Origin of the sequence: Amycolatopsis sp. DG1A-15b (assembly GCF_030285645.1) — a bacterium.
Classification (GTDB): domain Bacteria; phylum Actinomycetota; class Actinomycetes; order Mycobacteriales; family Pseudonocardiaceae; genus Amycolatopsis.
This window is the reverse complement of record NZ_CP127296.1, coordinates 4,778,476-4,805,474: the sequence shown is the minus strand read 5'-3', so window position 1 is coordinate 4,805,474 and position 26,999 is coordinate 4,778,476. Positions and strand designations below refer to the sequence as shown.

At 71.3% G+C, this 26,999-nt stretch carries 26 protein-coding genes and 1 pseudogene; 9 read left to right on the top strand and 18 right to left on the bottom strand.

The window, feature by feature from the left end:
• Positions 1 to 27: 27 nt before the first annotated feature.
• The 5 genes from QRY02_RS21875 to QRY02_RS21855 form a co-directional block, all read right to left on the bottom strand.
• On the bottom strand, positions 28 to 741 hold the full coding sequence (locus tag QRY02_RS21875; RefSeq protein ID WP_285993381.1) for an ABC transporter ATP-binding protein: 714 nt from the start codon (positions 739 to 741) through the stop codon (positions 28 to 30).
• On the bottom strand, positions 731 to 1,504 hold the full coding sequence (locus QRY02_RS21870) for an ABC transporter ATP-binding protein (RefSeq protein WP_285993380.1): 774 nt from the start codon (positions 1,502 to 1,504) through the stop codon (positions 731 to 733). The genes QRY02_RS21875 and QRY02_RS21870 overlap by 11 nt, the downstream gene beginning before the upstream one ends.
• On the bottom strand, positions 1,501 to 2,667 hold the full coding sequence (locus QRY02_RS21865; RefSeq protein ID WP_353069412.1) for a branched-chain amino acid ABC transporter permease: 1,167 nt from the start codon (positions 2,665 to 2,667) through the stop codon (positions 1,501 to 1,503). Before QRY02_RS21865 ends, QRY02_RS21870 begins: the two co-directional genes overlap by 4 nt.
• Entirely contained in the window at positions 2,664 to 3,632 is a 969-nt protein-coding gene (locus QRY02_RS21860; RefSeq protein ID WP_285993378.1) for a branched-chain amino acid ABC transporter permease, read from the bottom strand. The genes QRY02_RS21865 and QRY02_RS21860 overlap by 4 nt, the downstream gene beginning before the upstream one ends.
• 111 nt (positions 3,633 to 3,743) lie before the next feature.
• Positions 3,744 to 4,898, bottom strand: a complete 1,155-nt coding sequence (locus QRY02_RS21855) for a branched-chain amino acid ABC transporter substrate-binding protein (protein WP_285993377.1) — start codon at positions 4,896 to 4,898, stop codon at positions 3,744 to 3,746.
• 550 nt (positions 4,899 to 5,448) lie between these two features.
• Here QRY02_RS21855 and QRY02_RS21850 point away from each other — a divergent pair.
• A complete protein-coding gene (locus tag QRY02_RS21850) occupies positions 5,449 to 6,219 on the top strand; it encodes an alpha/beta hydrolase family protein (RefSeq protein ID WP_285993376.1) in 771 nt (256 codons plus the stop codon).
• Here the strand turns inward: QRY02_RS21850 and QRY02_RS21845 are convergent.
• Together QRY02_RS21845 and QRY02_RS21840 are read right to left on the bottom strand one after the other, a co-directional pair.
• Positions 6,185 to 7,156, bottom strand: a complete 972-nt coding sequence (locus QRY02_RS21845) for a LysR family transcriptional regulator (RefSeq protein WP_285993375.1) — start codon at positions 7,154 to 7,156, stop codon at positions 6,185 to 6,187. The genes QRY02_RS21850 and QRY02_RS21845 overlap by 35 nt on opposite strands.
• Positions 7,157 to 7,162: 6 nt before the next feature.
• Positions 7,163 to 7,603 carry a PaaI family thioesterase gene (locus QRY02_RS21840; RefSeq protein ID WP_285993374.1) on the bottom strand — a complete coding sequence of 147 codons (441 nt, stop codon included), beginning with the start codon at positions 7,601 to 7,603 and terminating at the stop codon, positions 7,163 to 7,165.
• A 62-nt stretch (positions 7,604 to 7,665) separates the two neighbouring features.
• Here QRY02_RS21840 and polA point away from each other — a divergent pair, with 62 nt between their 5' ends.
• From polA to QRY02_RS21825, 3 genes are all read left to right on the top strand, one after another.
• Complete coding sequence (gene polA, locus QRY02_RS21835; RefSeq protein ID WP_285993373.1) at positions 7,666 to 10,407, top strand: DNA polymerase I; 2,742 nt, start codon at positions 7,666 to 7,668, stop codon at positions 10,405 to 10,407.
• A 90-nt stretch (positions 10,408 to 10,497) separates the two neighbouring features.
• Positions 10,498 to 11,037 (top strand): EF-hand domain-containing protein, encoded by a 540-nt coding sequence (locus QRY02_RS21830; RefSeq protein WP_285993892.1) that lies wholly within the window; start codon positions 10,498 to 10,500, stop codon positions 11,035 to 11,037.
• A 102-nt stretch (positions 11,038 to 11,139) separates the two neighbouring features.
• On the top strand, positions 11,140 to 12,741 hold the full coding sequence (locus QRY02_RS21825) for a S1 family peptidase (RefSeq protein WP_285993372.1): 1,602 nt from the start codon (positions 11,140 to 11,142) through the stop codon (positions 12,739 to 12,741).
• Positions 12,742 to 12,825: 84 nt separating this feature from the next.
• Here QRY02_RS21825 and QRY02_RS21820 read toward each other — a convergent pair whose 3' ends face one another.
• Positions 12,826 to 13,752 carry an NADP-dependent oxidoreductase gene (locus QRY02_RS21820; protein WP_285993371.1) on the bottom strand — a complete coding sequence of 309 codons (927 nt, stop codon included), beginning with the start codon at positions 13,750 to 13,752 and terminating at the stop codon, positions 12,826 to 12,828.
• 85 nt (positions 13,753 to 13,837) lie between these two features.
• Here QRY02_RS21820 and QRY02_RS21815 point away from each other — a divergent pair, with 85 nt between their 5' ends.
• Together QRY02_RS21815 and QRY02_RS21810 are read left to right on the top strand one after the other, a co-directional pair.
• Entirely contained in the window at positions 13,838 to 14,581 is a 744-nt protein-coding gene (locus QRY02_RS21815; RefSeq protein WP_285993370.1) for an AraC family transcriptional regulator, read from the top strand.
• 62 nt (positions 14,582 to 14,643) lie between these two features.
• Positions 14,644 to 15,184: pseudogene (locus tag QRY02_RS21810) on the top strand (hypothetical protein).
• A gap of 20 nt (positions 15,185 to 15,204) precedes the next feature.
• On the opposite strand, the gene QRY02_RS21805 reads toward QRY02_RS21810, so the two are convergent.
• From QRY02_RS21805 to QRY02_RS21780, 6 genes are all read right to left on the bottom strand, one after another.
• Positions 15,205 to 15,777 (bottom strand): TetR/AcrR family transcriptional regulator, encoded by a 573-nt coding sequence (locus QRY02_RS21805; RefSeq protein ID WP_285993369.1) that lies wholly within the window; start codon positions 15,775 to 15,777, stop codon positions 15,205 to 15,207.
• Positions 15,774 to 17,672 carry a YhgE/Pip domain-containing protein gene (locus tag QRY02_RS21800; protein WP_285993368.1) on the bottom strand — a complete coding sequence of 633 codons (1,899 nt, stop codon included), beginning with the start codon at positions 17,670 to 17,672 and terminating at the stop codon, positions 15,774 to 15,776. Before QRY02_RS21800 ends, QRY02_RS21805 begins: the two co-directional genes overlap by 4 nt.
• Positions 17,669 to 18,379 (bottom strand): ABC transporter ATP-binding protein, encoded by a 711-nt coding sequence (locus QRY02_RS21795; RefSeq protein ID WP_285993367.1) that lies wholly within the window; start codon positions 18,377 to 18,379, stop codon positions 17,669 to 17,671. Before QRY02_RS21795 ends, QRY02_RS21800 begins: the two co-directional genes overlap by 4 nt.
• Before the next feature lie 126 nt (positions 18,380 to 18,505).
• Positions 18,506 to 19,426, bottom strand: coding sequence for a GNAT family N-acetyltransferase (locus QRY02_RS21790; RefSeq protein ID WP_285993366.1), 921 nt, complete (start codon positions 19,424 to 19,426; stop codon positions 18,506 to 18,508).
• A 22-nt stretch (positions 19,427 to 19,448) separates the two neighbouring features.
• Complete coding sequence (locus QRY02_RS21785; RefSeq protein ID WP_285993365.1) at positions 19,449 to 20,366, bottom strand: GNAT family N-acetyltransferase; 918 nt, start codon at positions 20,364 to 20,366, stop codon at positions 19,449 to 19,451.
• Positions 20,363 to 21,214 carry a class I SAM-dependent methyltransferase gene (locus QRY02_RS21780; RefSeq protein ID WP_285993364.1) on the bottom strand — a complete coding sequence of 284 codons (852 nt, stop codon included), beginning with the start codon at positions 21,212 to 21,214 and terminating at the stop codon, positions 20,363 to 20,365. Before QRY02_RS21780 ends, QRY02_RS21785 begins: the two co-directional genes overlap by 4 nt.
• A gap of 316 nt (positions 21,215 to 21,530) precedes the next feature.
• Between QRY02_RS21780 and rpsA the strand changes: the two genes are divergently transcribed.
• Positions 21,531 to 23,030: a 30S ribosomal protein S1 gene (gene rpsA, locus QRY02_RS21775; RefSeq protein ID WP_103338725.1), complete on the top strand. Its 1,500-nt coding sequence runs from the start codon at positions 21,531 to 21,533 to the stop codon at positions 23,028 to 23,030.
• A gap of 71 nt (positions 23,031 to 23,101) precedes the next feature.
• Here rpsA and QRY02_RS21770 read toward each other — a convergent pair whose 3' ends face one another.
• Positions 23,102 to 23,716, bottom strand: a complete 615-nt coding sequence (locus tag QRY02_RS21770) for a TetR/AcrR family transcriptional regulator (protein WP_285993891.1) — start codon at positions 23,714 to 23,716, stop codon at positions 23,102 to 23,104.
• A 175-nt stretch (positions 23,717 to 23,891) separates the two neighbouring features.
• On the opposite strand from QRY02_RS21770, the gene QRY02_RS21765 reads away from it, so the two are divergent.
• Complete coding sequence (locus QRY02_RS21765; protein WP_285993363.1) at positions 23,892 to 24,338, top strand: OsmC family protein; 447 nt, start codon at positions 23,892 to 23,894, stop codon at positions 24,336 to 24,338.
• Between the two features lie 22 nt (positions 24,339 to 24,360).
• On the opposite strand, the gene QRY02_RS21760 is transcribed toward QRY02_RS21765, so the two are convergent.
• Both QRY02_RS21760 and QRY02_RS21755 read right to left on the bottom strand, forming a co-directional pair.
• Entirely contained in the window at positions 24,361 to 24,609 is a 249-nt protein-coding gene (locus tag QRY02_RS21760) for a hypothetical protein (protein ID WP_285993362.1), read from the bottom strand.
• A gap of 123 nt (positions 24,610 to 24,732) precedes the next feature.
• Positions 24,733 to 24,975: a hypothetical protein gene (locus tag QRY02_RS21755; RefSeq protein ID WP_285993890.1), complete on the bottom strand. Its 243-nt coding sequence runs from the start codon at positions 24,973 to 24,975 to the stop codon at positions 24,733 to 24,735.
• A 154-nt stretch (positions 24,976 to 25,129) separates the two neighbouring features.
• Here QRY02_RS21755 and coaE point away from each other — a divergent pair, with 154 nt between their 5' ends.
• Positions 25,130 to 26,314, top strand: a complete 1,185-nt coding sequence (gene coaE / locus QRY02_RS21750; RefSeq protein WP_285993361.1) for a dephospho-CoA kinase — start codon at positions 25,130 to 25,132, stop codon at positions 26,312 to 26,314.
• A 162-nt stretch (positions 26,315 to 26,476) separates the two neighbouring features.
• Here the strand turns inward: coaE and QRY02_RS21745 are convergent, their stop codons facing one another.
• Positions 26,477 to 26,995: a ribonuclease FAU-1 family protein gene (locus tag QRY02_RS21745; RefSeq protein WP_285993360.1), complete on the bottom strand. Its 519-nt coding sequence runs from the start codon at positions 26,993 to 26,995 to the stop codon at positions 26,477 to 26,479.
• Positions 26,996 to 26,999: the final 4 nt, after the last annotated feature.

Genomic DNA, 26,999 nt, shown 5'->3' with positions numbered 1-26,999 from the left:
GCCAGTGCCGGGCCCCCGAAAAGCACCTCAGACGCCCAGGTCGCCACCGAGGTAGGCGGCACGGACCTGCGGGTCGTCCAGCAGGTCGGCCCCGCGGGCGCTCTTGACCACGCGGCCCGTCTCGAGCACGTACGCCCGGTCCGACAGCTTCAGCGCCTGCTGGGCGTTCTGCTCCACCAGCAGCACCGTCGTGCCGCGCTTGTTGATCTCCCGGATGATGTCGAAGATCTGCGCGATCAGCATCGGCGCCAGGCCCATCGACGGCTCGTCGAGCAGCAGCACCTTCGGCTTCGTCATCAGCGCGCGGCCGATGGCGATCATCTGCTGCTCGCCGCCCGACATCGTGCCGCCGAACTGCGTCCGGCGCTCGTTCAGCCGGGGGAACAGCTCGTAGACCTCGTCGAGGTCGGCCTGGAGGTCGTCCTTGCGGGTGTAGGCACCCATCAGGAGGTTCTCCTGCACCGTCATGCCGGGGAACACGCCCCGGCCCTCCGGCGACTGGCCGATCCCGAGCAGCACGCGCTTGTGCCCCGGGGTCTTCGAGATGTCCTGGCCGTTGAAAAGGATCTTGCCGCTGGTCAGCGGGCGCAGGCCCGAGATCGTCTTGAGCGTCGTGGTCTTGCCGGCGCCGTTGGCGCCGATCAGGGACACGATCTCGCCCTCGTCGACCTGGATGCTCATGCCCTTGAGGGCGGCGATCTTGCCGTAGTGGACGTTGATGTCCTGGACGTCAAGAAGCATCTTCGGCCACCCCCAGGTACGCCTCGATGACCTTCTGGTTGGTCTGCACTTCCTGAGGGAGCCCTTCCGCGATCTTCTGCCCGAAGTCCAGCACGGCCAGCCGGTCGCTGATGTGCATGACCAGGCCCATGTCGTGTTCGATGAGCAGCACGGTCCGGCCGTCGTCCCGGATCTTGCGGATCAGCGCCTGCAGGGCGTTCTTCTCCGCCGGGTTCATGCCCGCCGCGGGCTCGTCGAGCAGCAGGAGCTTCGGGTCGGTGGCCAGCGCCCGCGCGATCTCCAGCCGGCGCTGGTCGCCGTAGGAGAGGTTCTTCGCGGTCTCGTGCTCCACCTTGCCGATGCCGACGAAGTCGAGCAGCTCACGCGCCCGCTCGCGGCCGCGCTTCTCCTCCTTGCGGTGCCACGGCAGGCCGAGCACCGCGCCGATCGCGCCGGTCTTGTGGTGCGCGTCGGCACCGACCATGACGTTCTCGAGCGCCGACATGTTGTGGAACAGCCGGATGTTCTGGAACGTCCGGGCGATGCCGCGCTTGGTGACCTGGAACCGCTTCATGCCGTCGATGCGGTCGCCGTCGAAGCGCACCTGGCCCTCGGTCGGCTGGTAGACGCCGGTGACCACGTTGAACACCGTGGTCTTGCCGGCGCCGTTCGGGCCGATGAGCGCGAAGATCTCGCCTTCGTTGATGGAGATGTTCACTTCGCGCAGGGCGGTGACACCGCCGAAGCGCATCGTGATGTTGTCGAGCTCGAGCAAGGGAGTCACTTGGCCACCTCCGCCGCGGCTTCGGTGTCCGGTCCGGCCACTTCGCCACCGAGCGAGCCCATGCCGCCGGTGCCTTCCCGTAGCTCGGCTTTTCGTTGTCGTGAGGGCAGGATGCCTTCGGGCCGTAGTGCCATCATCAGCACCAGGACGGCGCCGAACAGCAGGATCCGGAACTCCTCCGGGCCCTTGTCGATCAGCTTCCGCGTCAGGTGGTCCAGCCATTCGATCGCGCGAAGCCGTTCGGGGATCCACGCCACCAGGAACGCGCCGAGGATGACGCCCGGCAGGTTGCCCGCGCCGCCCAGCACGACCGCGGCGAGGATCGTCGCGGACAGGATGAACGGGAAGTTGTCCGGGGCGATGAACACGGCTTTGCTGGCGTAGATGCCGCCCGCGAAGCCACCGATCATCGCGCCGATCGCGAAGGCGAGCAGCTTGAACTTGAACGTCGGCACGCCCATCAGCTCGGCGGCGTCCTCGTCCTCGCGGATCGCGGCCCACGCGCGCCCGACCCGGCTCTTCTGCAGCCGCACCGAGAACACGATCACCAGCACGATCGCGACCAGGATCAGGTAGTAGTACGGCGCCGGGTCGAGCAGGAACTCCATGCCGAAGACCGGCGACGGGTGCGGGATGTTGGTGATACCACGGGCGCCGCCGATGCCGTCGGTGTTCTGCGCGGTGATCCGGACGATCTCCCCGAACCCGAGGGTGACGATGGCCAGGTAGTCACCGCGCAGCCGCAGGGTCGGGGCGCCGAGGATGACGCCGGACACCGCGGCGAGCACGATCCCGACCAGGATCGTCGGCCAGACGTTCCAGCCGAACTTCGTGCCGAAGATGGCGACCGTGTAGGCGCCGATCGCGAAGAACGCCACGAACCCGAGGTCCAGCATGCCGGCCAGGCCGACCACGATGTTCAGGCCGATCGCCAGCAGGATGTAGGTCCCGATCGGGAAGATCAGGACGCTCGTCCAGTCCGAGGCGGGCGACATGAACGAGCCGATCCAGGGGGCCGGGAGGATCAGCGCGAACACGATCAACGCGATGTAGACGAGGTAACGCTGCCACATCGGCGCGTGCCCCCACCACTCGCGTGCCCCGTTCACCGGGTGGAACGAGCGGCGCGTGTTTTCCTGGGTAGTCACACCGTCGCCTTTCATGCGCGAGCTCGCTGGAGGGATTCACCGAGAATGCCGGTGGGGCGGAACATGAGCACGAGCACGAGGACCACGAACGCGGTGACGTCCTTCCACTCGGATCCGAGGAAGATCGCGCTCCAGTTCTCGACCAGGCCGAGCACGATGCCGCCGAGGAGCGCGCCGCGCAGGTTGCCGATACCGCCGAGCACGGCCGCGGTGAACGCCTTGATCCCGAGCACGAAACCGACGCGGTAACCGGTGTTTTCGAGTTCCATCAGGTAGAGCGCGGAGGCCACACCGGCCATCGCGCCGCCCAGCAGGAAGGTGATCCGCACGATGCGGTCGATCGAGACGCCCATCAGCACGGCGGCCTCGGGGTCCTGGGCGGTGGCCCGGATGCCGCGGCCGATGCGGGTGCGCCGCACCAGCTGGTCCAGCACCACCATGACGATCACCGCGCCGATGATGACCAGGACCTGGTCGGTGCGGACGACGGCGTTGCCGACCGGGAACAGCGTGTCGCGGTCGACGAACCGCGGTGCGGCCTGCGGGACGCGGCCCGATTTTCCGAACACCTTGGGAATGATGATCAGGGCGAAGAGTTCCTGGAGGAACACCGACGCGCCGATCGCCGAGATCAGGGCCGCGAGCTTCGACGAGCCGCGCTTGCGCAGCGGCCGGTAGGCAACCTGTTCGAGCACGACGGCGGAGCCGCCGGACACGAGCCCCGACACGACCATGATCAACAGCAGCATGAGGATCATCGCACCGAAGCCCAGTGCCATGTTGCCGGAGGTGGCGATGCTGGCCAGGATGAACAGGGACGTCATCGTCCCGATCATGAAGATTTCGGAGTGGGCGAAGTTGATCAGCCGCAGGACGCCGTAGACCATTGTGTAGCCGAGGGCGACGAGGGCGTAGATGGAGCCGAGAACCAGTCCGCCGATGGTGCTGCCGAGGAACTGGTCTTGCAGGGTCTGCAACATGACGTGAGCGCCTTACGAGACAGGGCGAGGACAGGGATACGGGCCGGGAGCGGGGGTGCTGTGGTCACCACAGCGCCCCCGCTCCCGTCGTCAAGTGCTATTCCTGTTTCGTCAGCCGGTGATCTTGGCTTCGGTCGACGCGCCGAGGTTCTTGATGACGCCGCCGACGACCTGGTACACGTTGATCGCGGCGGTCTCGGGCTCACCGTTCGCCTTGAACTTGATCTGCTTCGACGCGCCCTTGAAGTCTTCCGTCTTCAGGAACTCGTTGATCTTCTCGCCGGTGGTGTTGCCGGCCTTGATCGCGTTGATGAGGGCGGTCGCCGCGTCGTAGCCCTCGGTCGCGTAGATCGCCGGGGCGACGTTGAACTTCGCCTTGTACTTGGTGGCGAACTCGTTCGTGGCGCCCGCGTCCGGAATGTTGCACGGGCAGCCGATGACCGCGCCTTCGGCGGCCGCGGCACCCGCGCCCGAGACCAGCTGCGGGTCGAGCGAACCGTCACCGGTGGCGAAGATGGCCTTCACGCCGCCGTCACGCAGCTGCTTGAGCAGCGGGCCGCCCTGCGCGTAGTAGCCACCGAAGGTGATGATGTCCGGGTTGGCCGCCTTGACCTTCTGCACGGTCGAGGAGTAGTCCGGCGCGTCCTTCGGGAACTTGTCGCGCTGAACCGTGACGCCCTTCTCCTTGAAGGTCTTCTCGAACGCGTCCGCGAGGCCGACGCTGTACTCCTGGTCGTCCGAGATGACGAACGCCGACTTCGGCGACTTCGCCGTGATCAGGAAGTTGGCGATGGCGGGGCCCTGGTCGTCGTCGTTCGCCACGACGCGGTGCCAGTAGCTCCAGTTGTTCTTCGCCAGGCCCGGGTTGGTCGCCGAGGGCGAGACGCTCGGGATCTTGTTCTGCTCGAGCTGGCCGCCGATGGCCTTCGACTCGCCGGAGAAGGCCGGGCCGATCAGCGCGGTGATCTTGTCCGAGCCGATCGCCGTGGTGATCAGCGAGGTCGCCTGGTCGGCCTTGCCCTGGCTGTCGTAGGGCTTCAGCTCGAGCTTGGTCTTCGGGTTCGTGGCGTTGTACTCGTCGATCGCGAGCTGGGCACCGTTGCGGGGCGGGATCACGATCCCGGAGTTCTCCCCGGTCAGGTCGCCCATGAACCCGATCTTCAGCGTACCGCCGTCACCACTGTTGCTGGACGAGCCGCCACCGGCGCAGCCCGCCAGCGCGAGCGACGTCGCCGCTGCGAGGGCGAGAACCCGTCCAAAACGCACTCCTGACACCGACTACCTCCCATGACCAACCAGCCGCCGGTAGGCGTTGCCCCCGACACAGGGGCTAGGTTAGGGCAGGAAGATATCCCTCTCGCCCGTCTTGTGCACAGGCGGCCTCACTACTCTGTGTCCACATCGTGACGATCGCAACCGACACGAATTGCACGAAAAGCCGAACGATGTTTCCCTGTGGCCCGCCGCTGGTCACGCAGCGATGCTAAGTATCGGCGCTCGTTCTGCGAATGGGTGACAGCAGTGTTTCAGCGGTATGTCATCGCCCATTTCGGCGACCGGACCGTGGCCGGTTTCCCGGTGGTCCGCTGTTCACCCTGACGGGGCCGCGGCGGCGCGGGCACCGCCGTCGGGATGCACCTTACGTCCGGTTCTGCGGGCCGAACGGACCACCCCCTTGCTCAGGTCTGCCCGAAAGGCCGTCCGGCCGGAGCCGGCTGTCACAACCAACGGTTGTCGTGGCCGCCGGAAGGGCTGTTGGACCCGCACCCCTCGCCGGCGGTTCGCTGGAAGCAGCCGGAAGACAGGGAGAGAGAAGATGGGCGAGATGGTCGAGGGCGTGGCCGCGGGGGTGCCGTTCGTGGCGGTACCGCCGGCGGACCCGGACGGCCCGGTGGCGCTGGTGGCGGGCTGGCACCTGATGGACGTGCCGGCGACTGAGCGGGCGATGGCGGAAGCCGTCCCGATGGCGGACTTGCGGGCGTGGCGCGTGTACTTCGGGCTTCCGCTCTCCGGAGCGCGGCTGCCCGAGGGCGGCCCCGAGGAGGTCTTCCGGCGGGCGAGCGAGGACGCCGTCCTGAACGTCTTCGAGCCGGTGACCGAGCAGGCGGCGGCCGAGTTCCCGGCCGCGCTGGCCGACCTGCGCGACCGGCTGCCGGGCGCGACCGGGCCGCTCGGGGTGTTCGGCGGCTCGGCCGGGGCGATCGTGGCGCTGGAGGTCCTCGCCCGCGGCGACGTCGAGATCACCGCCGCGGCGGTGGCCAGCCCGGTCGTGCAGCTCGCACCGATGATCACCGCCAACGAGCGGCGCTTCGGGGTGACCTACGCGTGGACCGAGCGGTCCCGGGCGGTCTCGGCCCGCTACGACTACGTGAACCGGGCCGCCGAGCTGACCGCGCCGCTGCTGCTGGTCACCGGCGCGGACGACGACGTCGCCGTGCGCGAACCCGCGGCGGCGCTGCACGCGAAGCTGGGGACCGAGCTGGTGACGGTCGACGGGATGGCGCACGAATTCCCGCCGGGGACGCCGGCCGCGGCGCGGGTCGACGCGGCGTTCAGCGAGTGGTTCGCGCGGCGGCTGCGAGGCTGACGTCGCCGGCGGGCAGCCAGGCGTGCTCGGGGTCGTAGGCGCACCAGTCCTCTTCGCGGCTGGTGCGCCCGGCGACGGCCAGCAGCCGCCGCAGCGCCGGGTGCGCCTTGCCGCGCCGCCAGACCAGCGACCACGGGAACAACGGAGACGGCTCGAACGGCAGCACCTTCAGGTTGAGGTCCGGTGCCAGCTCCATGTCGGCCCCGGCCAGGGTGACGCGCCGCTTGCCGTACCGCGTCTGCTCGAGCGTGTGCCGCAGGTCGTAGCTGACGCCGGAGTCGTCGATCGGCACGGCGAACTCGTCGCACAGCTCCTTCAGGTAGGACAGCCACTCGGCGGGGCCGCCGAGCCCGGGCAGCCAGATCCCGTCGGCGCGCAGCTCGTCGAGGCGCAGCACGTCCAGCACGGCCAGCGGGTGCTCCGGCGCGAGCAGCGCGACCAGCGGCTCGAGCCGGACCGGCCGGTGTTCCAGCTCGTCCGGCAGCGGCCGCCCGCAGCCGGACACCCGGCCGAAGGCGGCGTCGAGTTCCCCGGACAGCAGCGGGTCGATCGCGTTCGCGAACCCGCGGCCGGCGACCCGGTCGATGCGCAGCCCCGGTTCGTGCGCGGCCAGCCGGCGGAGCAGGAACATGGGGGAGAGCCGGTGGTCGACGAGGTCGAGGCGCAACGGCCGGTCCTCGGCGCCCATCGCGGCCACGGCGGCGTCGGCCACCCGCACCAGCTCGCGCGCGTGCGGGAGGAACCGTTCGCCGTCGGCGGTCAGCTCGACCGAGCGGGGCGTGCGCAGGAACAACGGTGTCGCGAGCGCGTCTTCGAGCTTCCGGATCCGCTTCGACAACGCCTGCTGGGTGAGGAACAACGACTGGGCGGCGCGCCCGAAGTGCCGCTGCTCCGCGGTCACCACGAACGCGCGGACCTGGGCGACGTCGAGGTCCACGGGGGTTCAGGCGCCCGGCGGGCGGTCCCGGACCACGCAGGTGAGCCGGGCGGTGCAGGTGCGGCGGCCCTCGTCGTCGGTCAGCACGATCTCCGTGGTGATCGTGCCGCGGCCGACGTGCAGGGGCGTCGCCACGCCGGTGACGGTGCCCGACCGGACGGCCCGGTGGTGCGTGCAGGACAGCTCCAGCCCCATCGCCGCGCGGTCCGGCCCGGCGTTCAGCGCGGCGACCGTCGAACCCAGCGCCTCGGCCAGCACGGCGTTGGCGCCGCCGTGCAGCAGGCCGTACGGCTGGAGGTTGCCTTCGACCGGGATCGTGCCGACCACGCGTTCGGCCGTCGCCTCCAGCAGCTTCATGCCGACCTTGTCGTTCAGCTGCTGGTCCGCGGCGGCCGGGTCGATACCGGCGTAGCTGTCGACCGCGACGTCTGCGGCGCGTTCGGTCACGCAAAGCTCCTCTTCCTATGCGACACGTAAGAGTGTCGGACCCTCAGCCTAGACTCGGCCGCGTGAGCCCGAGTGAGAAGACGACCGTTGCCAACGCCACAGGAACCACCGCCACCGCCGAGCGGCCGAAGCTGCTGCTGATCGACGGTCATTCCATGGCCTACCGCGCGTTCTTCGCCCTGCCCGCGGAGAACTTCAAGACGAAGACCGGTCAGGTCACGAACGCGGTCTTCGGCTTCACCTCGATGCTCATCAACCTCCTGCGCGACGAAGCACCCAGCCACCTCGCGGTGGCGTTCGACCTCTCGCGCAAGACGTTCCGCTCGGAGACCTACGCCGACTACAAGGCGAACCGCAGCACGACGCCGGACGAGTTCCGCGGCCAGGTGGACCTGGTCAAGGAGGTCCTCCAAGTGCTCGGGATCCCGTCGCTGGTCAAGGAGAACTTCGAGGCCGACGACATCATCGCCACGCTCACGACGCAGGCGACGGCCGACGGCTTCGACGTCCTCATCTGCACCGGCGACCGCGACGCGCTGCAGCTGGTCACCGAGCACGTCACCGTGCTGTACCCGAAGCGCGGCGTTTCGGAGATGACCCGGTTCACCCCGGACGCCGTCGAGGAGAAGTACGGGCTCACCCCGCGGCAGTACCCGGACTTCGCCGCGCTGCGCGGCGACCCCTCGGACAACCTGCCGAGCATCCCGGGCGTCGGCGAGAAGACCGCGGCCAAGTGGATCAAGCAGTTCGGCTCGCTCGACGACCTCATCGACCGGGTCGACGAGGTCAAGGGCAAGGTCGGGGACGCGCTGCGGGCACACCTGTCCGCGGTCCAGCTCAACCGCCAGCTGACCGAGCTGATCCGGGACGTCGAGCTGGAGATCGCGCCGTCCGGGCTGGAGCTGCGCCCGTGGGACCGCGAGGCGGTGCACGCGCTGTTCGACGAGCTGGAGTTCCGCGTGCTGCGCGACAGGCTGTTCGCGACGCTGCAGAGCGCCGAGCCGGAGGCCGACGAGGGCTTCGAGGTCTCGGGTTCCGCGCTCGCGCCGGGCGCGCTGGGCGCGTGGCTGACCGCGCACGCGAGCGCCGGCGAGCCGGTGGCCCTGTCCTTCCGCGCCGTGGGCACGTCGGTCCGGTCCGATCTGCGTGCGATCGCCTTCGCGACGGCCGATGGCGAAGGCGCGTATGTCGACGTCACGGCGATGGACCAAGCCGACGACGCGGCGCTGGCCGCCTGGCTGGCCGACCCGGCCGTCCGCAAGACCGGCCACGACCTGAAGGTTCCGCTGCACGCGATCCGCGCCCGCGGCTGGGCCGTCGCCGGGCTCGCCATGGACACCGCGCTGGCCGCGTACCTCGTGCGGCCCGGGCAGCGCACCTTCGAGCTGGACGACCTCGCGCTGCGCTACCTGCACCGCGAGCTGCGCTCGGAGACCGACGGCGGCGACGGGCAGCTGTCGCTGCTCGACGGCGGCGCGGAAGGCTTGGAGCAGAAGGAGATCCAGGACGAGCTGGTCAAGGCCCGCGCGATCTTCGAGCTGGCCGGCGCGCTCGACAAGGAGCTCGAGCAGATCGGCGGCGCGAAGCTGCTCGCCGAGCTGGAGCTGCCGCTGCTGGAGGTGATCACCGAGCTGGAGATCGCCGGTGTCGCCGTCGACCTCGAACAGCTGACCACGCTCGAAGCGCACTACCTTTCGCGCGTCACCCAGGCCGCCGAAGAGGCGTACGCGGTGATCGGCAAGCAGATCAACCTCGGCTCGCCGAAGCAGCTGCAGGTCGTGCTGTTCGACGAGCTCGGCATGCCGAAGACCAAGCGCACCAAGACCGGCTACACCACCGACGCCGAGGCGCTGCAGGGCCTGTTCGAGAAGACCGAGCACCCGTTCCTGCAGCACATGCTGGAGCACCGGGACGCGACGAAGCTGCGCACGACGGTCGAAGGCCTGATCAAGTCGGTCGCCGACGACGGGCGCATCCACACCACGCTGCTGCAGACGATCGCGGCCACCGGGCGGTTGTCCTCGACTGAGCCGAACCTGCAGAACATCCCGGTCCGCACCGAGGAAGGCCGCCGCATCCGCGACGCCTTCGTCGTCGGCGAGGGCTTCAGCGAGCTGATGACCGCGGACTACAGCCAGATCGAAATGCGGATCATGGCGCACCTTTCGCAGGACGAAGGTCTCATCGAGGCGTTCAACAGCGGCGAGGACCTGCACACGTTCGTCGCGTCGCGGGCGTTCTCGATGCCGCCGGAGGAGATCACGCCGGAGCTGCGCTACCGCGTCAAGGCGATGTCCTACGGGCTCGCGTACGGGTTGTCGGCGTACGGGCTCTCGCAGCAGCTGCGGATTTCCACCGAAGACGCCAAGGCCCAGATGGAGGCGTACTTCGACCGCTTCGGCGGGGTGCGCGACTACCTCCACTCGGTCGTCGGCATCGCGGCGAAGAACGGGTACACCGAGACGGTCTTCGGCCGCCGCCGCTACCTGCCGGACCTCAACAGCGACAATCGCCAGCGCCGCGAGATGGCCGAGCGGATGGCGCTGAACGCCCCGATCCAGGGCAGCGCGGCCGACATCATCAAGGTCGCGATGCTCAACGTCCACCGCGCGCTGGTCGAGGCGAAGCTGAAGAGCCGGATCCTGCTGCAGGTCCACGACGAACTGGTCCTGGAAGTCGCCGACGGCGAGAAGGAACAGCTGGAGAAGCTGGTGCGCGAGGGCATGGGCTCGGCGTACGCCTTGGCGGTGCCGCTCGAGGTTTCGGTCGGCTACGGCCGGTCCTGGAACGAAGCCGCGCACTAGAGTTTGCTCACTCCGCGTCACGGCCCGGATCACCGGGTCGTGACGCGGGAGCACTCGGGCGGACGTCGTCGGGCGTGCCGCGCCGCGACGATGCTGGGCGCCATGGCCAGTGACTTCCAGCGGCGCAAGATCTCCGGCGTCTTCGGCGCCATGGACACCGACGGCGACGGTTTCCTGACGGAGACCGACTTCCGGGCCCTCACCGCGAGGTGGCTCGACCTCCGCGGCACCGACGCGAGCACGCCGGCCGGGCAGAAGCTCGCCGCCGTCATGATGGGCTGGTGGGGCACCCTCGACGACGCCGCGGGCGGTGGCGGCCGGGTCAGCCTCGACCAGGTGCTCCAGGTCGTCGACGAACTCCCGGCGGCGCCGGGCGCCGTCACCGGGACGGCCGAGGCGATGTTCGAGGCCGTCGACGAAAACGGCGACGGCGTCATCTCCGCCGCCGAGTACGAACGCCTCATCGCGGCCTGGAACGGCGTCGGCACGCCGTCCGGCGATGTCTTCGCGCTCCTCGACTCCGACGGCGACGGGCGCCTGTCCCGCGAGGAGTTCACCCGGCACTGGTTCGAGTTCTGGGCCGGCGACGACCCGGCCGCGCCCGGCAGCCGCGTGTTCGGCCGCTTCTGAACGCGCGTTGTGCCGAACGGAGGACTCCGTTCGGGTGAGCGATTACTGATCGGTAAGGGAGTCGCTGCCGACGCCCGGCGATCACGGCGTAGGGTCCGCCGAATGGGGTTCGAGCGTGAGCGACGACGCTGGCGGGTCCGGTTGCACGACGAACTCGGCCGGGTGTGCGGTGCGGGCACGGTACTGGACGAGTACCACGTGCTCACGAGCGCGCACGTCGTCGAGACCGCCGGTGGCCCCCGATCCGCGCTGAGCGTCGACTTCGTCGGCTTGGCCGAGGCCATGCCCGCCACGGCGACCGTCGTCGAAGGCTGCTGGGTGCCCTCCGACGGCGGTGGCCACGGCGATCTCGCCCTGCTGCGCCTGGAACGCCCCGAATCCCGCGTGTTCCGCGCCCCGCTGCACCGCATGCCCCTCGGCGAGCACCAGCTCGTCCGCGCGTTCGGGTTCCCGCCGGGTTCGGTCGGCCGCTGGACGCTCGCCCGGCTCGGCGGCCCCGAGCAGACCGGCGGCGAATGGGTCCGCCTCTTCCGCACCGCCGAAGCCGAACCGCTCGGCCCCGGTTTCGGCGGCACGGCGGTGATCGACGAGGCGACCGGCCACGTCGTCGGCATGGTCGTCGGCAAGGACTCCGGCACCTGGATGGTGCCGGTCGAAACCATGCTCGGGCACTTGCCCCAGCTGAGCATCTGGACTTCCGGCAGCCCCGCCGTCGACGCGAGCTTCTCGCGGCCGGTGGGCGAGGCCGTCGACGTCTCCTTCGTGCAGCGCGTCGCCGACTGGTTCGCCAAGGCCGAGCCGGGCACGGTCTGGGTCGTCGACACCGGCGAGGCCGGCTCGCCCGTCGCCGCGGCGTTGCGGTTCGGGATCGTGCTCGCCGACCGGGAACGTTCCCTCGGCGTGCCCGGCCTGCCGCCGGCGCTCGGCGAGATGCCGCCGCCGGGCAGCGTGGACCTCGCGGTCGACGCGACCGGCCGCACCGCGGACGCCGTGCGCCACCGCATCGCCGACCGGCTCACCACCGGCGTCGCGGGCCGGACCCTGGTCGTCGACGGGATCGACGACTCGGCGGAGCCCGAACGGCTCGTCGGCGAGGTGCTCGCCCCGCTCGCCGGCCGCGCGGCCGAGCTGGGTCTCCGCCTGCTGCTCGGCTTCCGGGAGGAGTCCTCGCCGGGGGTGGCGGCGGTGCGGGCGAGCACGGGCCAGGCCCGCCCGGCCCCGGACGACCTCGCCGGTCGCCTGGAGGTGCTCACCCAGGCGGTGGCGGAGCTGGCGGAGATCGAGGCGTACCAGCTACGCGTGGCGACGCGCTTCACGGGTGTCGCGATGTTGCCGGCCCGCGCGCAGCGACTGCGCGGCGCGCTCAAGCAGCTGCGGTCGGCGGAGGTGGACGGCGACGCGGAGTGGGTCGAGCGCCACATCGACGGCCACGAGCACGCGGTGGCCCCGGCCGTGGAGGACGGCCGCCGCCAGCGCGCGGTCCTCGACGGGCTGGTCGCCCGCCGCGAGGAGCTGCGCACCCGCCTGGCGGGTGATCTGGAGCTGGCCCGCGAGCACGGGCTGGTCGGTGACCCGGAGATCGAACAGGCGTACACCCCGGCCAAGAGGCTGCTGATCGACGGCCCCTGCGAGCTGACGGCCGCGGCCACCGCGGTCGACACCTACGCGGCGGCGGTGCGGGCCCGCATCGAGGACCGCGGCTGAGCAGCCATCCGGGGCTCGCGGCCCCGGATGGCCGGTGGGCGTACTCAGCGGGTCGGTCGGCGGACCGCGGGCCGTCGCCGGGGATCAGACGGTCAGGACCACCTTGCCCCGAAGGTGACCGCGCTCCATCAGCCGGTGGGCGTCGGCGATGCGCTCGAATGGGAACGTCTCCTGCACGTGGACCCGCAGCCTGCCCTCCTCGACCAGGTCCACGAGGCGGCGCAGGGCAACCGGATCGGGGTCGACCCCCACGCCGCTGAAGCGCCGGCCGGCCGCCTCGACCTTCGCGATCAGCTCCGTGTCCTCGTCGGCGACCGCCGTCACCAGGTGTCCTCCGGGGCGGAGCACGTCGAGCGAGCGCCAGGCCGTGTCGCCGCCGAGCGTGTCGAGCACCAGATCGATGTCGCCGACCACCTCAGTGAAGTCCGCCGCCGTGTAGTCGACGACCTCGTCGGCGCCGAGCCCCTCGACGAATTCCCGCTTGCTCCCGCCGGCGGTGGTGATCACGTGCGCGCCGAGCGCCTTCGCGATCTGGATCGCGACGTGGCCGACCCCGCCGCCACCGCCGTGGATCAGCACGCGGTCGCCCTCGGTCACGCCGCCGAGGTCGACCAGACCCTGCCACGCCGTCAGCCCGACGATCGGCAACGCCGCCGCCTCGACGTGGGAAAGCGACGCGGGTTTGCGGGCCAAGTGCAGTGCCGGTGCGGCCACGAACTCGGCGTACGCGCCGGCCGCCCGCGGGAACAGTGGCATCCCGAACACCTCGTCGCCGGGCCGGAACCGCCACGTCTGCGCCGCCTCGACCACGCCGCTGATGTCCCAGCCGAGGACGAACGGCGGCGGGCCGAGCAGCGGGAACTCGCCGGCGCGCAGGCGCGGTTCCAGGGGGTTCAGCCCGATCGCCTCGACGCGGACGAGGACTTCGCCCGGCAAGGGCCGGGGCTCGGGCGCGTCCACGATGGTGAGGACCTCGGGACCGCCGAACGTGTGCTGGGTGATGGCTCGCATGCCTCAACGATGATCGTCGCGGCGACGGCGTACCACCGGTGTCCCGCCGGGAAATTCCGGAAACCCGCCGTCGTATCGTGGTGTCATGATCGAGTCACCGGCCGGCTGCCCGCCCTTGGCCCACGGCGAGGAGGTGCCCCCGCACTCCCACGACTTCGGCCAGCTCAGGTACGCCGCCTCCGGGGCGCTGGTCACCACGACCCGGGCCGGCACCTGGGTGGCGCCGGCGAACCGCATCACCTGGGTGCCCCCGTTCCACGTGCACAGCAGCCGCGCGCACGGCGCGACCGTCGTCCGGCTGCTCGAGGTGCCGGCGGCGGCGGCCCGGCGGCTGCCGGCGCAGCCCTCGGTGTTCACCGCCGGTGCGCTGCTGCGCGAGGCCTACCTGGCGGCGACCGGCGACCACGACCCGGCCGGCAGCCCCCGGGCCCGGCTGCTGCTCGAGGTCGTCCTCACGGAGCTCGACCGCGCCCCGCGGGAACCCCTGCGCCTCCCCGAACCGGGCGACCCCCGCCTCAAGGCCGTCACCGACCTGCTGCACGCCGATCCGGCGAGCCCGGCGACCCTGGCCGAGCTGGGGCACCGGACCGGCTCGAGCGAGCGAACGCTCAGCCGGCTGTTCGGCAGCGAGCTGTCGATGAGCTTCCACCAGTGGCGCACGCTGTTGCGCATCCAGCGGGCCGTGCTCGAACTCGGCGAAGGCACTTCGGTCACCGACACGGCGACGCGCCTCGGCTGGGCGAACCCGGGCAGTTTCATCGACGCCTTCAGCGATCTCGTCGGCCAGACGCCCGGCCGGTACCGCGCGAAGGCGCGCGCCGCCGGCTAGACGAGTAATGCGTAAGTCCGGGTGGTGACCGGAGACGGGCGAAGGGTGCTCAAGATCCGTTTGTGACGACAGACCTGAATACCCTTCTCGCCCCACTCCACGTCAAGATCGACGATCATCGCGCGGGTCGGCGCCGGATGGGCCGGCCACCGAAGCTCACCGACGCCGAGCTGGTCACCCTGGCCGTCGCCCAGGTTCTGCTCGAGTTCACCTCCGAAGCCCGCTGGCTGCGGTTCCTGCCCGCCCGGATGCCTGGCGCGTTCCGGTACCTGCCCGGTCGAATGCGGCCGATCCCGGTTCACGGTCAAGCGCTCGGAGCTGGCCGGCTGGGCCAAGTAACGCGGAGTCCGGCTGATCCGGCCCTCCTACCGCAACCGCAAACCCCACCCCGGCGAGCCACTGCTTAAGTCCATCCGCCAGCTCATCGAGTCCGTCAACAACACCCTCAAAGGCCAAGTCGACCTGGAACACCACGGCGGACGCACCGTCAACGGCGTCGGAGTCCGCATCGCCCAACGCCTCCTGGCCCTCACCGCCGCCATCCGGCACAACCGCACCACCGGCCAACCCATCACCCGATCCCTGACCGCCTACGATCACTAACCGAGTTACGCATCAATCGGCTAGCGGCGACCGAGGCCCCGGATCAGCACCATCACCGCGTCGCGCACCTCGGCCCGGGTCCGTTGCGGCCCGAACACCTGCCAGTCCAGCGCGACCACCAGCATCGTCCCGAACAACCCGGCCGCCGCCGTCGGGATTTCGACGCCCTCCGGCAACCGGCCCGCCGCCTCCAGCCGCGACAGCTGCTGCTTCACGATCGAGATGATCTCCTCGCGCAGCAACGACAGCGTCCCGTGCCACTGGCCCGGCGTCCGCCACAGCTCGCTCACCAGGATCTGCGAAAACCCGGGGTACTGCGCGATGAACTCCAGCGTCGTGTCGACCTGTGCCTCGATCACGTCCAGCGGATCCGCGTCCGAAACCGCCGCGCGCAGCCGAAGAGCGAGCATGTCCACGCCGTACCGCAGCAACGCGTCGACCAGGCCGTCCTTCGACCCGAAGTTGTAGTACACCGTGCCCTTCGCGACGCCCGCCGCCGCCGCGATGTCGTCGACCGTCAGGCCCACCAGGCCCCGGCTCTTCGCGAGCTCCAACGTCGCCTCGAAGAGCTTCTGCTTCGTCGCGCCGCTCACAGGCTCAGCTCGGGCTTGAGCGCGGACACCGTCCAAACGCGACGCTTGCGGGCGGCCAAAGTGGACACCAGGATCCCGCCCACCAGGTACGCCAGCAGCACGCCGACGTCGCCGAGCAGCTGCGTCGTCGTCGCCCCGCTGTAGAACAGGTGGCGGAAGCCGTCGATCGCGTACCCCATCGGCAGCACCACGTGCAGCGGGTACAGCGCGTCCGGGATCGTCTGCCACGGGAACGTGCCGCCCGCGCTCACCAGCTGCAGCACCAGCAGCACCAGGCCGAGGAACTTGCCGACCGCGCCGAAGAAGGCGTTGAGCGCGTGCACCACCGAGGTGAACGTCAGCGACACCAGCACGGCGAACCCGATCGCCGCCACCGGGTGCGCGATGTGGATGCCGACCAGCCACGTCACCGCGCCGAACAGGACGACCACCTGCGCGATGCCCAGCAGCGCCGAGGACAGCCAGCCGCCGACCGCGACCCGGAACGGGGCCGCGCCCGCGGTCAGCGCGCGCGTCGAGAGCGGGCGCAGGATCAGGAACAGCACGAACGCGCCGATCCAGGTGGCCAGCGAGATGAAGAACGGGGCCAGTCCCGCGCCGTACGTCCCCGCCGACGCCTCGCCGTTGGCGTTCACCGCCACCGGGTCCGCGATCGTGTTGGCCGTCGCGTTGCGGGTCGGGTCGTCCGGGTTCGGGATCTGCTGGAGCCCGGCCGCGAGCCCGTCACGCAGCTTCACCGCGCCGTCCGCGAGCTGGTTCGTGCCGGTCACGGCCGTCTTCTCGCCGTCGCTGAGCTGGGACGCGCCGTCGCGCAGCTGGTTCGCGCCGTCGGACGCCTGGGCGATGCCGCTCGCCAGCTGCGGGGACGCCGCCGCGAGCTTGGCCGCGCCGTCGGACACCTGGCGGGCGCCGTCGGCCAGCTTCGCCAGGTCGCCGTTGGCCTGCTGGATCTTGCCGTTCGCCTGGTCGACCGGGGAGCGCAGCTGGTCGGCCTTGGCCAGGATCGCCTGCACCTGGGCGTCCGGCACACCCGCCTCGCGCAGGTCCGTCTGCAGCTGGGTGCGGTAGGAGTCGAGCTTGCCCTGGATGTCCGACGACGCCGTCGCGGCGACCGAAGCCGCGTCGGCGACCTTCTGGTCGCCGGTGGCCACCTGCGAAGCGCCGCTGGCGAGCTGCTGCGTCTGCGACGGCAGGGACGCGGTGGCGCTCTTGAGCGTGCCCAGGCCGGTCGCCAGCGTCGACGAGCCGTCCGCGAGCTTCGCCGCGCCGTCGGCCAGCTGCTGCTGGCCCGACTTGAGCTGCGTGGCGCCGTCGGCGAGCTGCGACGCGCCGGTCGAGGCCTCCTGGATCTTGGCGTAGATCGTGGAGAAGCCGACCAGGAACCGGTCCGCCGCCTCGCTGCCGACCTTCTCCGCGATCGTCTTGCGGACCTGCTCGGCGACCTGCTTCGCGATCGTGCCGGACAGGTAGTTGTTGGCGTCGTTGGTGGTCAGCGTGATCGTCGCCTGCTGCGGCTGGAACGTGCCGACGCCCAGCAGGGCGGCGGAGAAGCCGCCCGGGATGCCGATGGCGAACGAGTACTTGTCGTCGCGGACGCCGTCGCGGGCCTCCTGCTCGGACACCTCGTGCCACTGGAACGTGCCGGACTTGACCAGCTCGTCGGTCACCTCGCGGCCGACGTTGCGCTGCTGGCCGCCGGCGTCCTTCGCGCCGGCGTCGCTGGTGAAGACCGCGGCGGGCAGCTTGTCGAGCCGGCCGTACGGGTCGTAGTTCGCGTAGAGGTAGAAGGACGCGTAGAGCAGCGGCACCAGCACCAGCGCGACCAGCGCGAGCTTCGGCAAGGTGCCGGTGGAGAGGCGGCGCAGCTCGTTGCGCGCGATCCGGAAGGCGTTCATTCGGGGACTCCGTCAGTGCTCTCGGTGAGCTCTTCGGTGGGTTCGGGGGCGGCGGGGGGAGCACTCTCGGGGGGAGCGCAGTGCTGCGGCGCGGGCTGCTCGGCCGCGCCGAGGAGCGCGGGGGTGACGGGCAGCGCGGACAACGGCGTGGTGGCGGTCAGGACGACGACGGCCAGGCCGCGTTCGGCCAGTTCGCGGGCCAGCCCGGCCCAGCTGCCGACGTCGCTGGTGTGCCGGTCGGGGGTGTCGAGCACGAGCACGCGCACGCCCTTGCGCTCGGCGGCCAGCTCGGTGAGCAGCCGCGTGCGCAGCGCCGGGGTGAGGTTCTCGAAGCGCGTGCCGGCGAACGGCGCGGCGTCGTGGTCGGCGAGCCAGCGGGCGACGTCCTCCTTGCCCGCCGGGCGGTGGGCCAGCGCCAGCTCTTCGCCGGCGACCACGCGCAGGGGCAGTGCGTCGTCGGGTTCGCTGACGCCCGGGGCGTCGACGACGGCGACGAGCTCGGTCAGCGGGGCGTCGACGCCCTCGGCGTGCACCGTGCCGGTGGTCGGCTTGAGCCGGCCGGCCAGCGCGAGGCCGAACGCCGTGACGCCGACCCCGGGTTCGCCGTGCACGATCGCCAGGTCGCCCTCGCCGAAGGTGAGGGAGGTGGGCGGCAACAAGGTGCCGTGGTGCCCTTCGAGGGACACCCGATCGGCTCGGACCTGCACGGTTTCTCCCGCTTCGCGAACTTTTGAACTGACCGGTCAGTTCAAAAACTAGTCCGGGCGAGAGGTGGCGGCAAGATCACCGGACGCACGTCACACTTGTGGGTGGCTCACCGACAGGGCCACGCGTCACCGGAGCGCCGCCGCCGGGCGCACCTCCCACGTCGTCCACAGTGGACGATAACCCTGTCGGTGCCAGAACACCGAGGACAGCGGGTTGGTCGGGTTGTAGTAGAGGTACGTGCGGGTCGCGCCACCGCGGTGCAGCTCCCGGTGCACGTGGGCCATCAGGGCCCGGCCGAACCCGCCGCCGCGCTCGCCCGGGGCGGTCACGACGTTGTTCACGTACCCCCAGCGTCCCGGCGGGAGGAGCTCGCCCGCTTCGGTGCCCGGGACCGCGTCGAGCCAGGCGCAGTGCGCGAACGCGCGCAGCTCGCCGTCCGCCTCGGCCAGCCAGGCGGCCGGCTCCGCCGCGGCGAGGACGTCCCGCAGGGCCGGCGCCAGCAGCTCGGCCGTGTTGTCCCGGCGCGGCGAGGCGACGAGCCCGGTGTAGTCGAACGTCGCCGTCGCCAGCTCCAGTGCCGCGTCGAAGTCGCCGGGTCCGGCGCGCCGGACCGAAAATCCCGCGGCGGCCTCCGGCGGGGGAGCGGTGCGCACGCCGACCGCGGAGAGCGGCACGAGACCGTGGTCGAGGAAGGCGCGGATCGCCTCGGCGTCCCGGCTGGGCCAGACGACCACGCACGCCGAGTCGTCGCCGGTGTCCTCCGCCTCGAGCCGGCCCTTCAGCGCGCGCAGCAGGAGGTCGGCGCCTTCGGTGCCGGTGTCGCCGAAGTACGGGAAGAGCTGCCAGGTGTCGGCGGCCGACCACAGCATCGGGACGTCTCCGCGCGCGAACCGCCGGCGCTGCAGCACCCCGGTGACCTGCGTGCCGTCCGCCGTCGCCGCGTCCAGGCGCTCGCCGTCGGCCGGTGGCGCGGCGGGCGGCAGCAGCGCGTCGACGGCGGCGAAGCGCGCCCGGTGCGCCGCGAGCAGCGGCTCGGCGATGTCCATGGTGCCCCCTCGGATCGTGCGGTCAGGACCAGGCGGGACGCCGGAGCCACATGGTCCACAGTGGACGATAGCCCTGCCGGTGCCAGAACACCGGCGAAAGCGGGTTCGGCGGGTGGTAGAACAGGAACGTCCCGCGCACGTCGTGCCGCAGCAGCTCCCGGTGCGCCACCGCCATCAGTGCCCGGCCGACCCCGCCGCCGCGGGCGGCGGGACCCACCGAAAGCGTGTCGACGTAGCCCCAGCGGCCCGGGAGCAGCCGGCCGTGGACGGAGTTGCCCGGCGTGGCCGAAGCCAGCGCGCAGGAAGCCATGCCGGCCGGCACGCCGCCGTCCTCCTCCGCGAGCCAGACCAGCCCGCTGAAGCGCAGGGCCCGCGCGGCTTCCGCGCGCAGCAGTTCCGGCGCGCCCGGGCGCGGCACCGCGGTGCCGACCAGCGAGGTGTAGCGCCACTCGGCCAGCCGCAGCTCGGTCAGCGCGTCGAGGTCGCCCTCCCCGGCCCGGCGGACGGTCACCGGCGCCGTCCCGGGCTCGGCGGGCGCGTCCGGGGCCCGCACGGCCAGGCACGTCATCGGCGCGAACCCGTGCGCCAGGAGCACCGCGGACGCCTCGGCATCGCGGCTCGGCCAGGTCAGCGTGCAGGCCGAGTCCGGGCCGGCCGGCGTCCCGCGCAGCCGGTCGCGCCACGCGCCGAGCAGCGCGGCGAGGCCCGCGGCGCCGCTGTCGCCCGGCACCGCGGTCAGGTCCCGGATGTCCGACGGCCCCCAGAGCGTGGGCCAGGAGCCCGGCGCGTGCACGACGTTCGTCAGCAGCCCGCCGGCCTTGCGCCCGCCGACCGTCACCATCAGCGGCTCGCTCGACGGCGACGGCGGGGCCGCGATCGGCGGGAGCAGCGGGTCGAGCGCGGCGAACCGCGCGTTCTGCTGGGCTTCGAGGGTGCTCACGAGCGGTGCGTGCGGAAGATCGCGGTGCCCGGGAAGAGCTTGCCGCGCAGCGGGCTCCACTGGCCCCACACCCGCGTGTGCCCGGCGGGCCACTCGGGCTCCACCAGGTCGGTGAGGGTGAACCCGGCCCCGGCCAGCGCGCGCACGTAGTCGCCGAGGGTGTGGTGGTACTCGACGTAGGTGGCGGTGCCCTCGTCGTCGACCTCGACGTACGGCGTGCGGTCGAAGTACGGCTGGGTGACGGTGAGCCCCTGCGGGCCGGGGTCGTCGGGGAAGATCCACCGCATCGGGTGCGTCACCGAGAACACCCACGGGGCACCCGGCCGCAGCACCCGGTGCACCTCGGCGAAGACCGCGTCCACCGACGCCACGAACGGGATCGCGCCGAAGGCCGAACAGGCGGCGTCGAAGCTGCCGGACGCCAGCGGCAGGTGCTCGGCGTTGGCCTGCACGAGCGGGACGGCCAGGCCGGTGCGCGCGTTGCCGTCGCGGGCGTGGCGCAGCATGCCGGCCGACAGGTCGGTCGCCACGGCGTCGGCGCCCTCCGCGGCCAGCCAGCGCGCGCAGGCGGCCTGCCCGCAGCCCACTTCCAGCACGCGCTTGCCCCGGACGTCGCCGAGCAGCCTCGCCTCGGCTTCCCGGACGCCCTCCGGGCACCAGACGAAGTCGGCGTCGCCGAGGAACTCGCCGTGCTCGGCCTGGTAGTCGTCGGCGTCGGCGTCCCACCAGGCGAGGTTGGCGGCGGCGGCCTCCGCCCCGCCGACCTCGCGGTAGCCGACCTCCGTGGTGCCCAGCCGGTGCTCGGCGGCGTCGTGGCGCCCCGCCGCGGGCGCCTGCTCCGGTGGCATGATGGTGTCTCCGGTCCCCGGTGGCCTGCTCGCGCCACCGGCGTCCTCGTGCGTGCGGTTTGCTTCCGCGAGGACCTTAGCGAGCCAGGGGGACCCTGATTGTGCCGCCTAGCGGCTGCCGCGTAGGATAAGTGTTAGCGCAGTGGGTTCGCGCTGCCTTCCGCTCAGCTTCTGGTTGGGACTCGGGTCGCGCACCGTATGCGGGGTCATGCCGCGGTCGTTCACTGGTGGACGTTTGCTCGCAGGGTCGACGCATGCACCCATTCGCGCCGACAACTGCCAACCCTCGATTCCATCCACCGGAGCAACCCGCCTAATGACCACCGACACCGCCACCGCCCCGACCGCCCCCACCGGGGCCCCGCAGGTCGCCATCAACGACATCGGGTCGGAGGAAGATTTCCTCGCGGCTATCGACAAGACGATCAAGTACTTCAACGATGGCGACATCGTCGAAGGCACGATCGTCAAGGTCGACCGCGACGAGGTCCTGCTCGACATCGGCTACAAGACCGAGGGTGTCATCCCCTCGCGTGAGCTCTCCATCAAGCACGATGTCGACCCGGCTGAGGTTGTCACCGTCGGCGATGAGGTCGAAGCCCTGGTTCTCCAGAAGGAGGACAAGGAAGGCCGTCTGATCCTGTCCAAGAAGCGCGCGCAGTACGAGCGCGCCTGGGGCACGATCGAGGAGCTCAAGGAGAAGGACGAGCCCGTCAAGGGCACCGTCATCGAGGTCGTCAAGGGCGGCCTCATCCTGGACATCGGCCTGCGCGGCTTCCTCCCCGCGTCCCTGGTCGAGATGCGCCGCGTGCGCGACCTGCAGCCGTACGTCGGCCGCGAGCTCGAGGCGAAGATCATCGAGCTGGACAAGAACCGCAACAACGTGGTCCTGTCCCGCCGCGCCTACCTCGAGCAGACCCAGTCCGAGGTGCGCAGCGAGTTCCTCAACGCGCTCGCCAAGGGCCAGGTCCGCAAGGGCGTCGTGTCGTCCATCGTCAACTTCGGTGCCTTCGTGGACCTGGGTGGCGTCGACGGCCTGGTGCACGTCTCCGAGCTGTCCTGGAAGCACATCGACCACCCGTCCGAGGTCGTCGAGGTCGGCCAGGAGGTCACGGTCGAGGTCCTGGACGTCGACATGGACCGCGAGCGCGTCTCGCTGTCGCTGAAGGCGACCCAGGAAGACCCGTGGCGCCAGTTCGCCCGCACCCACGCGATCGGCCAGATCGTGCCGGGCAAGGTCACCAAGCTGGTTCCGTTCGGTGCGTTCGTGCGCGTCGAAGAGGGCATCGAGGGTCTGGTCCACATCTCCGAGCTGGCCGAGCGCCACGTGGAGATCCCGGAGCAGGTCGTCCAGGTCAACGGCGACGTCATGGTCAAGGTCATCGACATCGACCTCGAGCGCCGTCGCATCTCGCTGTCGCTGAAGCAGGCGAACGAGGGTGTCACGCCGGACACCGAGTTCGACCCGACCCAGTACGGCATGGCCGCCGAGTACGACGCCGAGGGCAACTACATCTACCCCGAAGGCTTCGACCCGGACACCCAGGAGTGGCAGGAAGGCTTCGACAAGCAGCGTGAGGAGTGGGAGCGCCAGTACGCCGAGGCGCACACTCGTTACGAGGCCCACATGAAGCAGGTCCAGAAGGCCGTCGAGGCCGACGCGGAAGCGGCGGCCGACGCGGCGACGGGCATCGAAGGTGGCGCGGAAAGCTACACCTCGGGCTCGACCGCGACCGACACGAAGAGCAGCGGTGGCACCCTCGCCTCCGACGAGCAGCTCGCGGCGCTCCGCGAGAAGCTCTCCGGCGGTGCGTGAGCACTAGCTCTCCGAGCTGAACGACAGAGCCCCCGGTCCTTCGCGGACCGGGGGCTCTGTCGTGGTCCGGGTCAGTGGTTGCGCAGGCCGAGGCCGGTCATCATGGCGGTGACGCCGTTGCGGTACATCTGTTCGTTCGCCTCTTCGGTCGGCGGGATGAACCAGTCCGGCAGCGGCCGCCGCGAGGCCATCAGCAGTTCCGCGCCGACCAGGCCGTGGATGGCCGTCCACAGCTGGTAGGCCACCGAGCGGGCGTCCACGCCCGGCGGGCAGACCCGCTGGACCCGGCCGATGAACAGGGTGAACGTCGTCCGCAGGACCGCCGACCGCAGCGCCGGATCCGGGTCGAACCCGGGCACCGGGCGCTCGAACATCAACGCGTAGCGGGTCGGGCTCTCGCGGGCGAAGTTCCGGTACTGCAGCGCCAGGTGCAGCAGGTCCGCGACGCCGTCCTGGCTCGACGGCGGCAGTCCTTCCAGCAGCTCCCGCAGCGAGTCGAAAGTGCGCTCGTACAGGGCGTCGAGCAGGCCGGCGCGGCCGCCGAAGCGGGCGTAGACCGAGAGCGTCGACGCGCCGGCCGCCTCGGCCACGCCGCGGACGGTCAGGCCGGGGACTCCGCGGTCCACGAGCACGGACAGTGCCGCGTCGAGGTAGCGCTCGCGGCCGCCCTGGTCGGCCGGGCGCATCGGCAAGTGCCTGGTAGCCACGGCGCACCCCCTTCGCGGCAGCCGGGCGCAGGCGGCGTCCGGGTGACCCATCCGCTGCAGAAGATACGATATCCGCCGCGTCTTGGGAATGCGCCGGATGTCCGGATCGGCGGCGTCCCGCCCCGTGGGCGCCACCCGAGAGGACTGCAGGCGGATGGACCACCCCGAGCCCGGCACCGTCGTCGTCACCGCCAGCGGCGACGGCACCTACACACAGCAGGTCGCCACGGCCACCCACACGCTGCTCGTCGACGAACCGGTCGCCGTCGGCGGCGCCGACGCGGGCCCGAACCCGTACGAGCTGCTGCTCGCGTCGCTGGGTTCGTGCACGGCGATCACGCTGCGGATGTACGCCGACCGCAAGGGCATCCCGCTGACCCGGGCGACCGTCCGGCTGCGGCACGACCGCATCCACGCCGAAGACTGCGCGCGGTGCGAAACCGAGCGCGGCTTGCTCAGCCGGATCACCCGCGAGATCGAACTCGAAGGCGACCTCGACGACGATCAGCGCGCCAGGCTCATGCTGATCGCCGACAAGTGCCCGGTGCACCGCACGCTGTCGTCGGAGATCGCGATCGAGACACGCGAAACCGGCCGCTAACCCGCTCTTGGGGGGTCCCAGCTCAGGCGGCGCGCACGGTCACCGCGACCGAGCGGGCCGGGCTGACGGACGGCACCCAGATGCGCTCGAGCGCCGCGGCGCGGGCCTTGCGGCGGAGGCCGGCGAAGCTGTGCTTGGCCGGGATCAGCAGCGTGCTCAGCCAGGTTCGCCGGTAGTCCGCCAGTGCCTCGGCCACCGGGCGATGAACCACGCAGTGCACCAGCCCCGGCGTGCCGAGCCGGTGGCTCCCGACGTGCTTGCTGTGCGCCATCGTTCCTCCGCGTGGGCGACGCTGTCGCGCGCACCGTACGCACTGGCGCGGTTCGAGGTGGGTAAGCAACACGGCGTGTCCGGATATCGGTTGAGTCACGCGTCACGATCGGCTTGCGGATCGTCAGTTTTTCAGGCATGGCGCCGAGGTGGTGAACGGGACCCACGTGTACTGCACGACGTACAGCCGCTGCCCCGGGGCGGGCTGGTACGCCACTTGCGCCCGGCGGACGCCGGACAGGCACGGTCCCGGCGGCGCGGCCGCGCTCGCCGCCGGTGCGGGCGCCGCTGCCGCGGCCTCCGGCACGGCCACGGCGAGCCAGCCCGCGCAGAGCACGGCCGCGGCCTGCCTGCTGATCTTCGTCATCCTCACGAGTCCCCCTCGATGACGCACCCTCGCCGGTGATGTCGGCCGAACCAGCTGAGTGTTACGACATTTTCCCACTTGTCACACAGATGGCGCAGATCCGACCGGACGTGTCCAGGGAGGGTGCGACCGCCGCGTGACTAGGGTGATCGGCATGTTGCGTGTGGGGTTGACGGGTGGGATCGGGGCCGGGAAGTCGACCGTGGCGAACCGGCTCGCCGAACACGGCGCGGTGCTGGTGGACTCCGACCGGATCGCCCGTGAGGTGGTCGAACCCGGGACCGAAGGGCTCGCCCGGCTGGTCGCGGAGTTCGGTCCGGAGATCCTGGCCGCGGACGGCTCGCTCGACCGGCCCGTGCTGGCCGCGAAGGCCTTCGCCGACGACGAGTCGCGTCGCCGGCTGAACGCGATCGTGCATCCCCTGGTCGGCGTCCGGACCGGGGAGCTGATGGCGGCCGCGAAGCCGGACGCGATCGTCGTCCACGACATCCCGCTGCTGGTCGAGAACGGGCTCGCGACGGCCTACCACCTGGTCGTGGTCGTCGACGCGCCGGTCGAGGTGCGGGTGCGGCGGCTGGTGTCGGCCCGCGGGATGGCCGAGGAGGACGCCCGGGCGCGGATCCGGGCGCAGGCGAGCACCGAGCAGCGCCGGGCCGTCGCGGACGTCTGGCTGGACAACGGCGGCGCCGAAGACGCCGTGCTCGCCGAGGTCGACGCGCTCTGGGCGGACCGGCTGGTGCCGTTCGAGGCCAACGTGCGGCTGCGCCGGCCGCGGCCGCCGATGTCGCCGAAGATCGCCGAATACGACCTCGGCTGGCCGGCCCAGGCCGAGCGGGTCCTGGCCCGCGTCCGCGCCGCGGCGGGGGAACTGGCCCGCCGCGCGGACCACATCGGGTCGACGGCCGTGCCCGGCCTGCCCGCCAAGGACGTCCTCGACCTGCAGCTGACGGTGTCCACTTTGGATGACGCCGACACGCTGGGCGGGCTGCTGGCCGACGCCGGGTTCCCGCGGCTGGAGGGCGACTGGGGCGACGACGCCCAAGACGGAACCGGGACGTGGCCCAAGCGCCTGCACGTGGGCGCCGACCCGCGGCGCCCGGTGAACCTGCACGTCCGGTCGGTGGAGACGCCCGCGTGGCGGCTCGCGCTGCTCTTCCGCGACTTCCTGCGGGCGAACCCGGAGGAGCGCGACGACTATCGCGACGTGAAGCTGCGGCTCGCCGAGGCGCACGCCGCCGACGGCACGGTCGAGGCTTACGCCGACGAGAAGCAGGAGTGGGTCAACGGAGCGTTCGCCCGCGCGGAGAAGTGGGCGGCCGCCACCGGCTGGGCGCCTTAGGCCCGCATGTCCTTGAGCTGCGGCCAGCTCTCGGCCCAGCTCACAGCACGCCGAACATCCCGGCGGTGCAGCAGTACCGTCCGTTCGCGACGAGGAAGGCCAGGCCGGAGAGGACGCCGAGCGCCGGCCTGGCCGGGGGCCGTGGCCACGGCGTCCCCGAGGTCAGGGGTGGCGCCGCCAGGTCAGCGCGATGTCGAGGGTGGCCAGCCAGGCGGCGAGGTCGTAGCCGTGCGCGGCCAGTCCCTCGACGGCGGTATAGGTCGTCTTCAGCGCGAACTCGGCCTCTTCGGCGGTGACCAGGCCCGCTTCGAGGGCCTCGAGGAGCTCGTCGGTGTCGATCACCCGGAGGGAGAGCTTGTCCTTCAGCACGATGTCGACGTAGAGGTCGGTGGCGACCCAGCGCGGGCCGTCCCGGTGGACGCGGACGACGTCCAGGTAGAAGTCCTGATCGCGTTCGTGGCCGGGCGAGAACCAGAAGTCGGTGAAGCGGAGGCCGAGCCCGGGCACCAGCCACGACTCGAGGTAGTGGAACTGGGCGCGGCCCGGGGTCGGCCGGGCGAGGTACAAGCCGAACGGCTCCACGCGGAACTCCTCGACCTCCCGCAGGATGCCCTTCGGGTCGATGTTCGCGCGCGCGGCGGGGTCGAAGACCTCGACCTTCGGGGGGTGCAGTGCGGCCATGTGG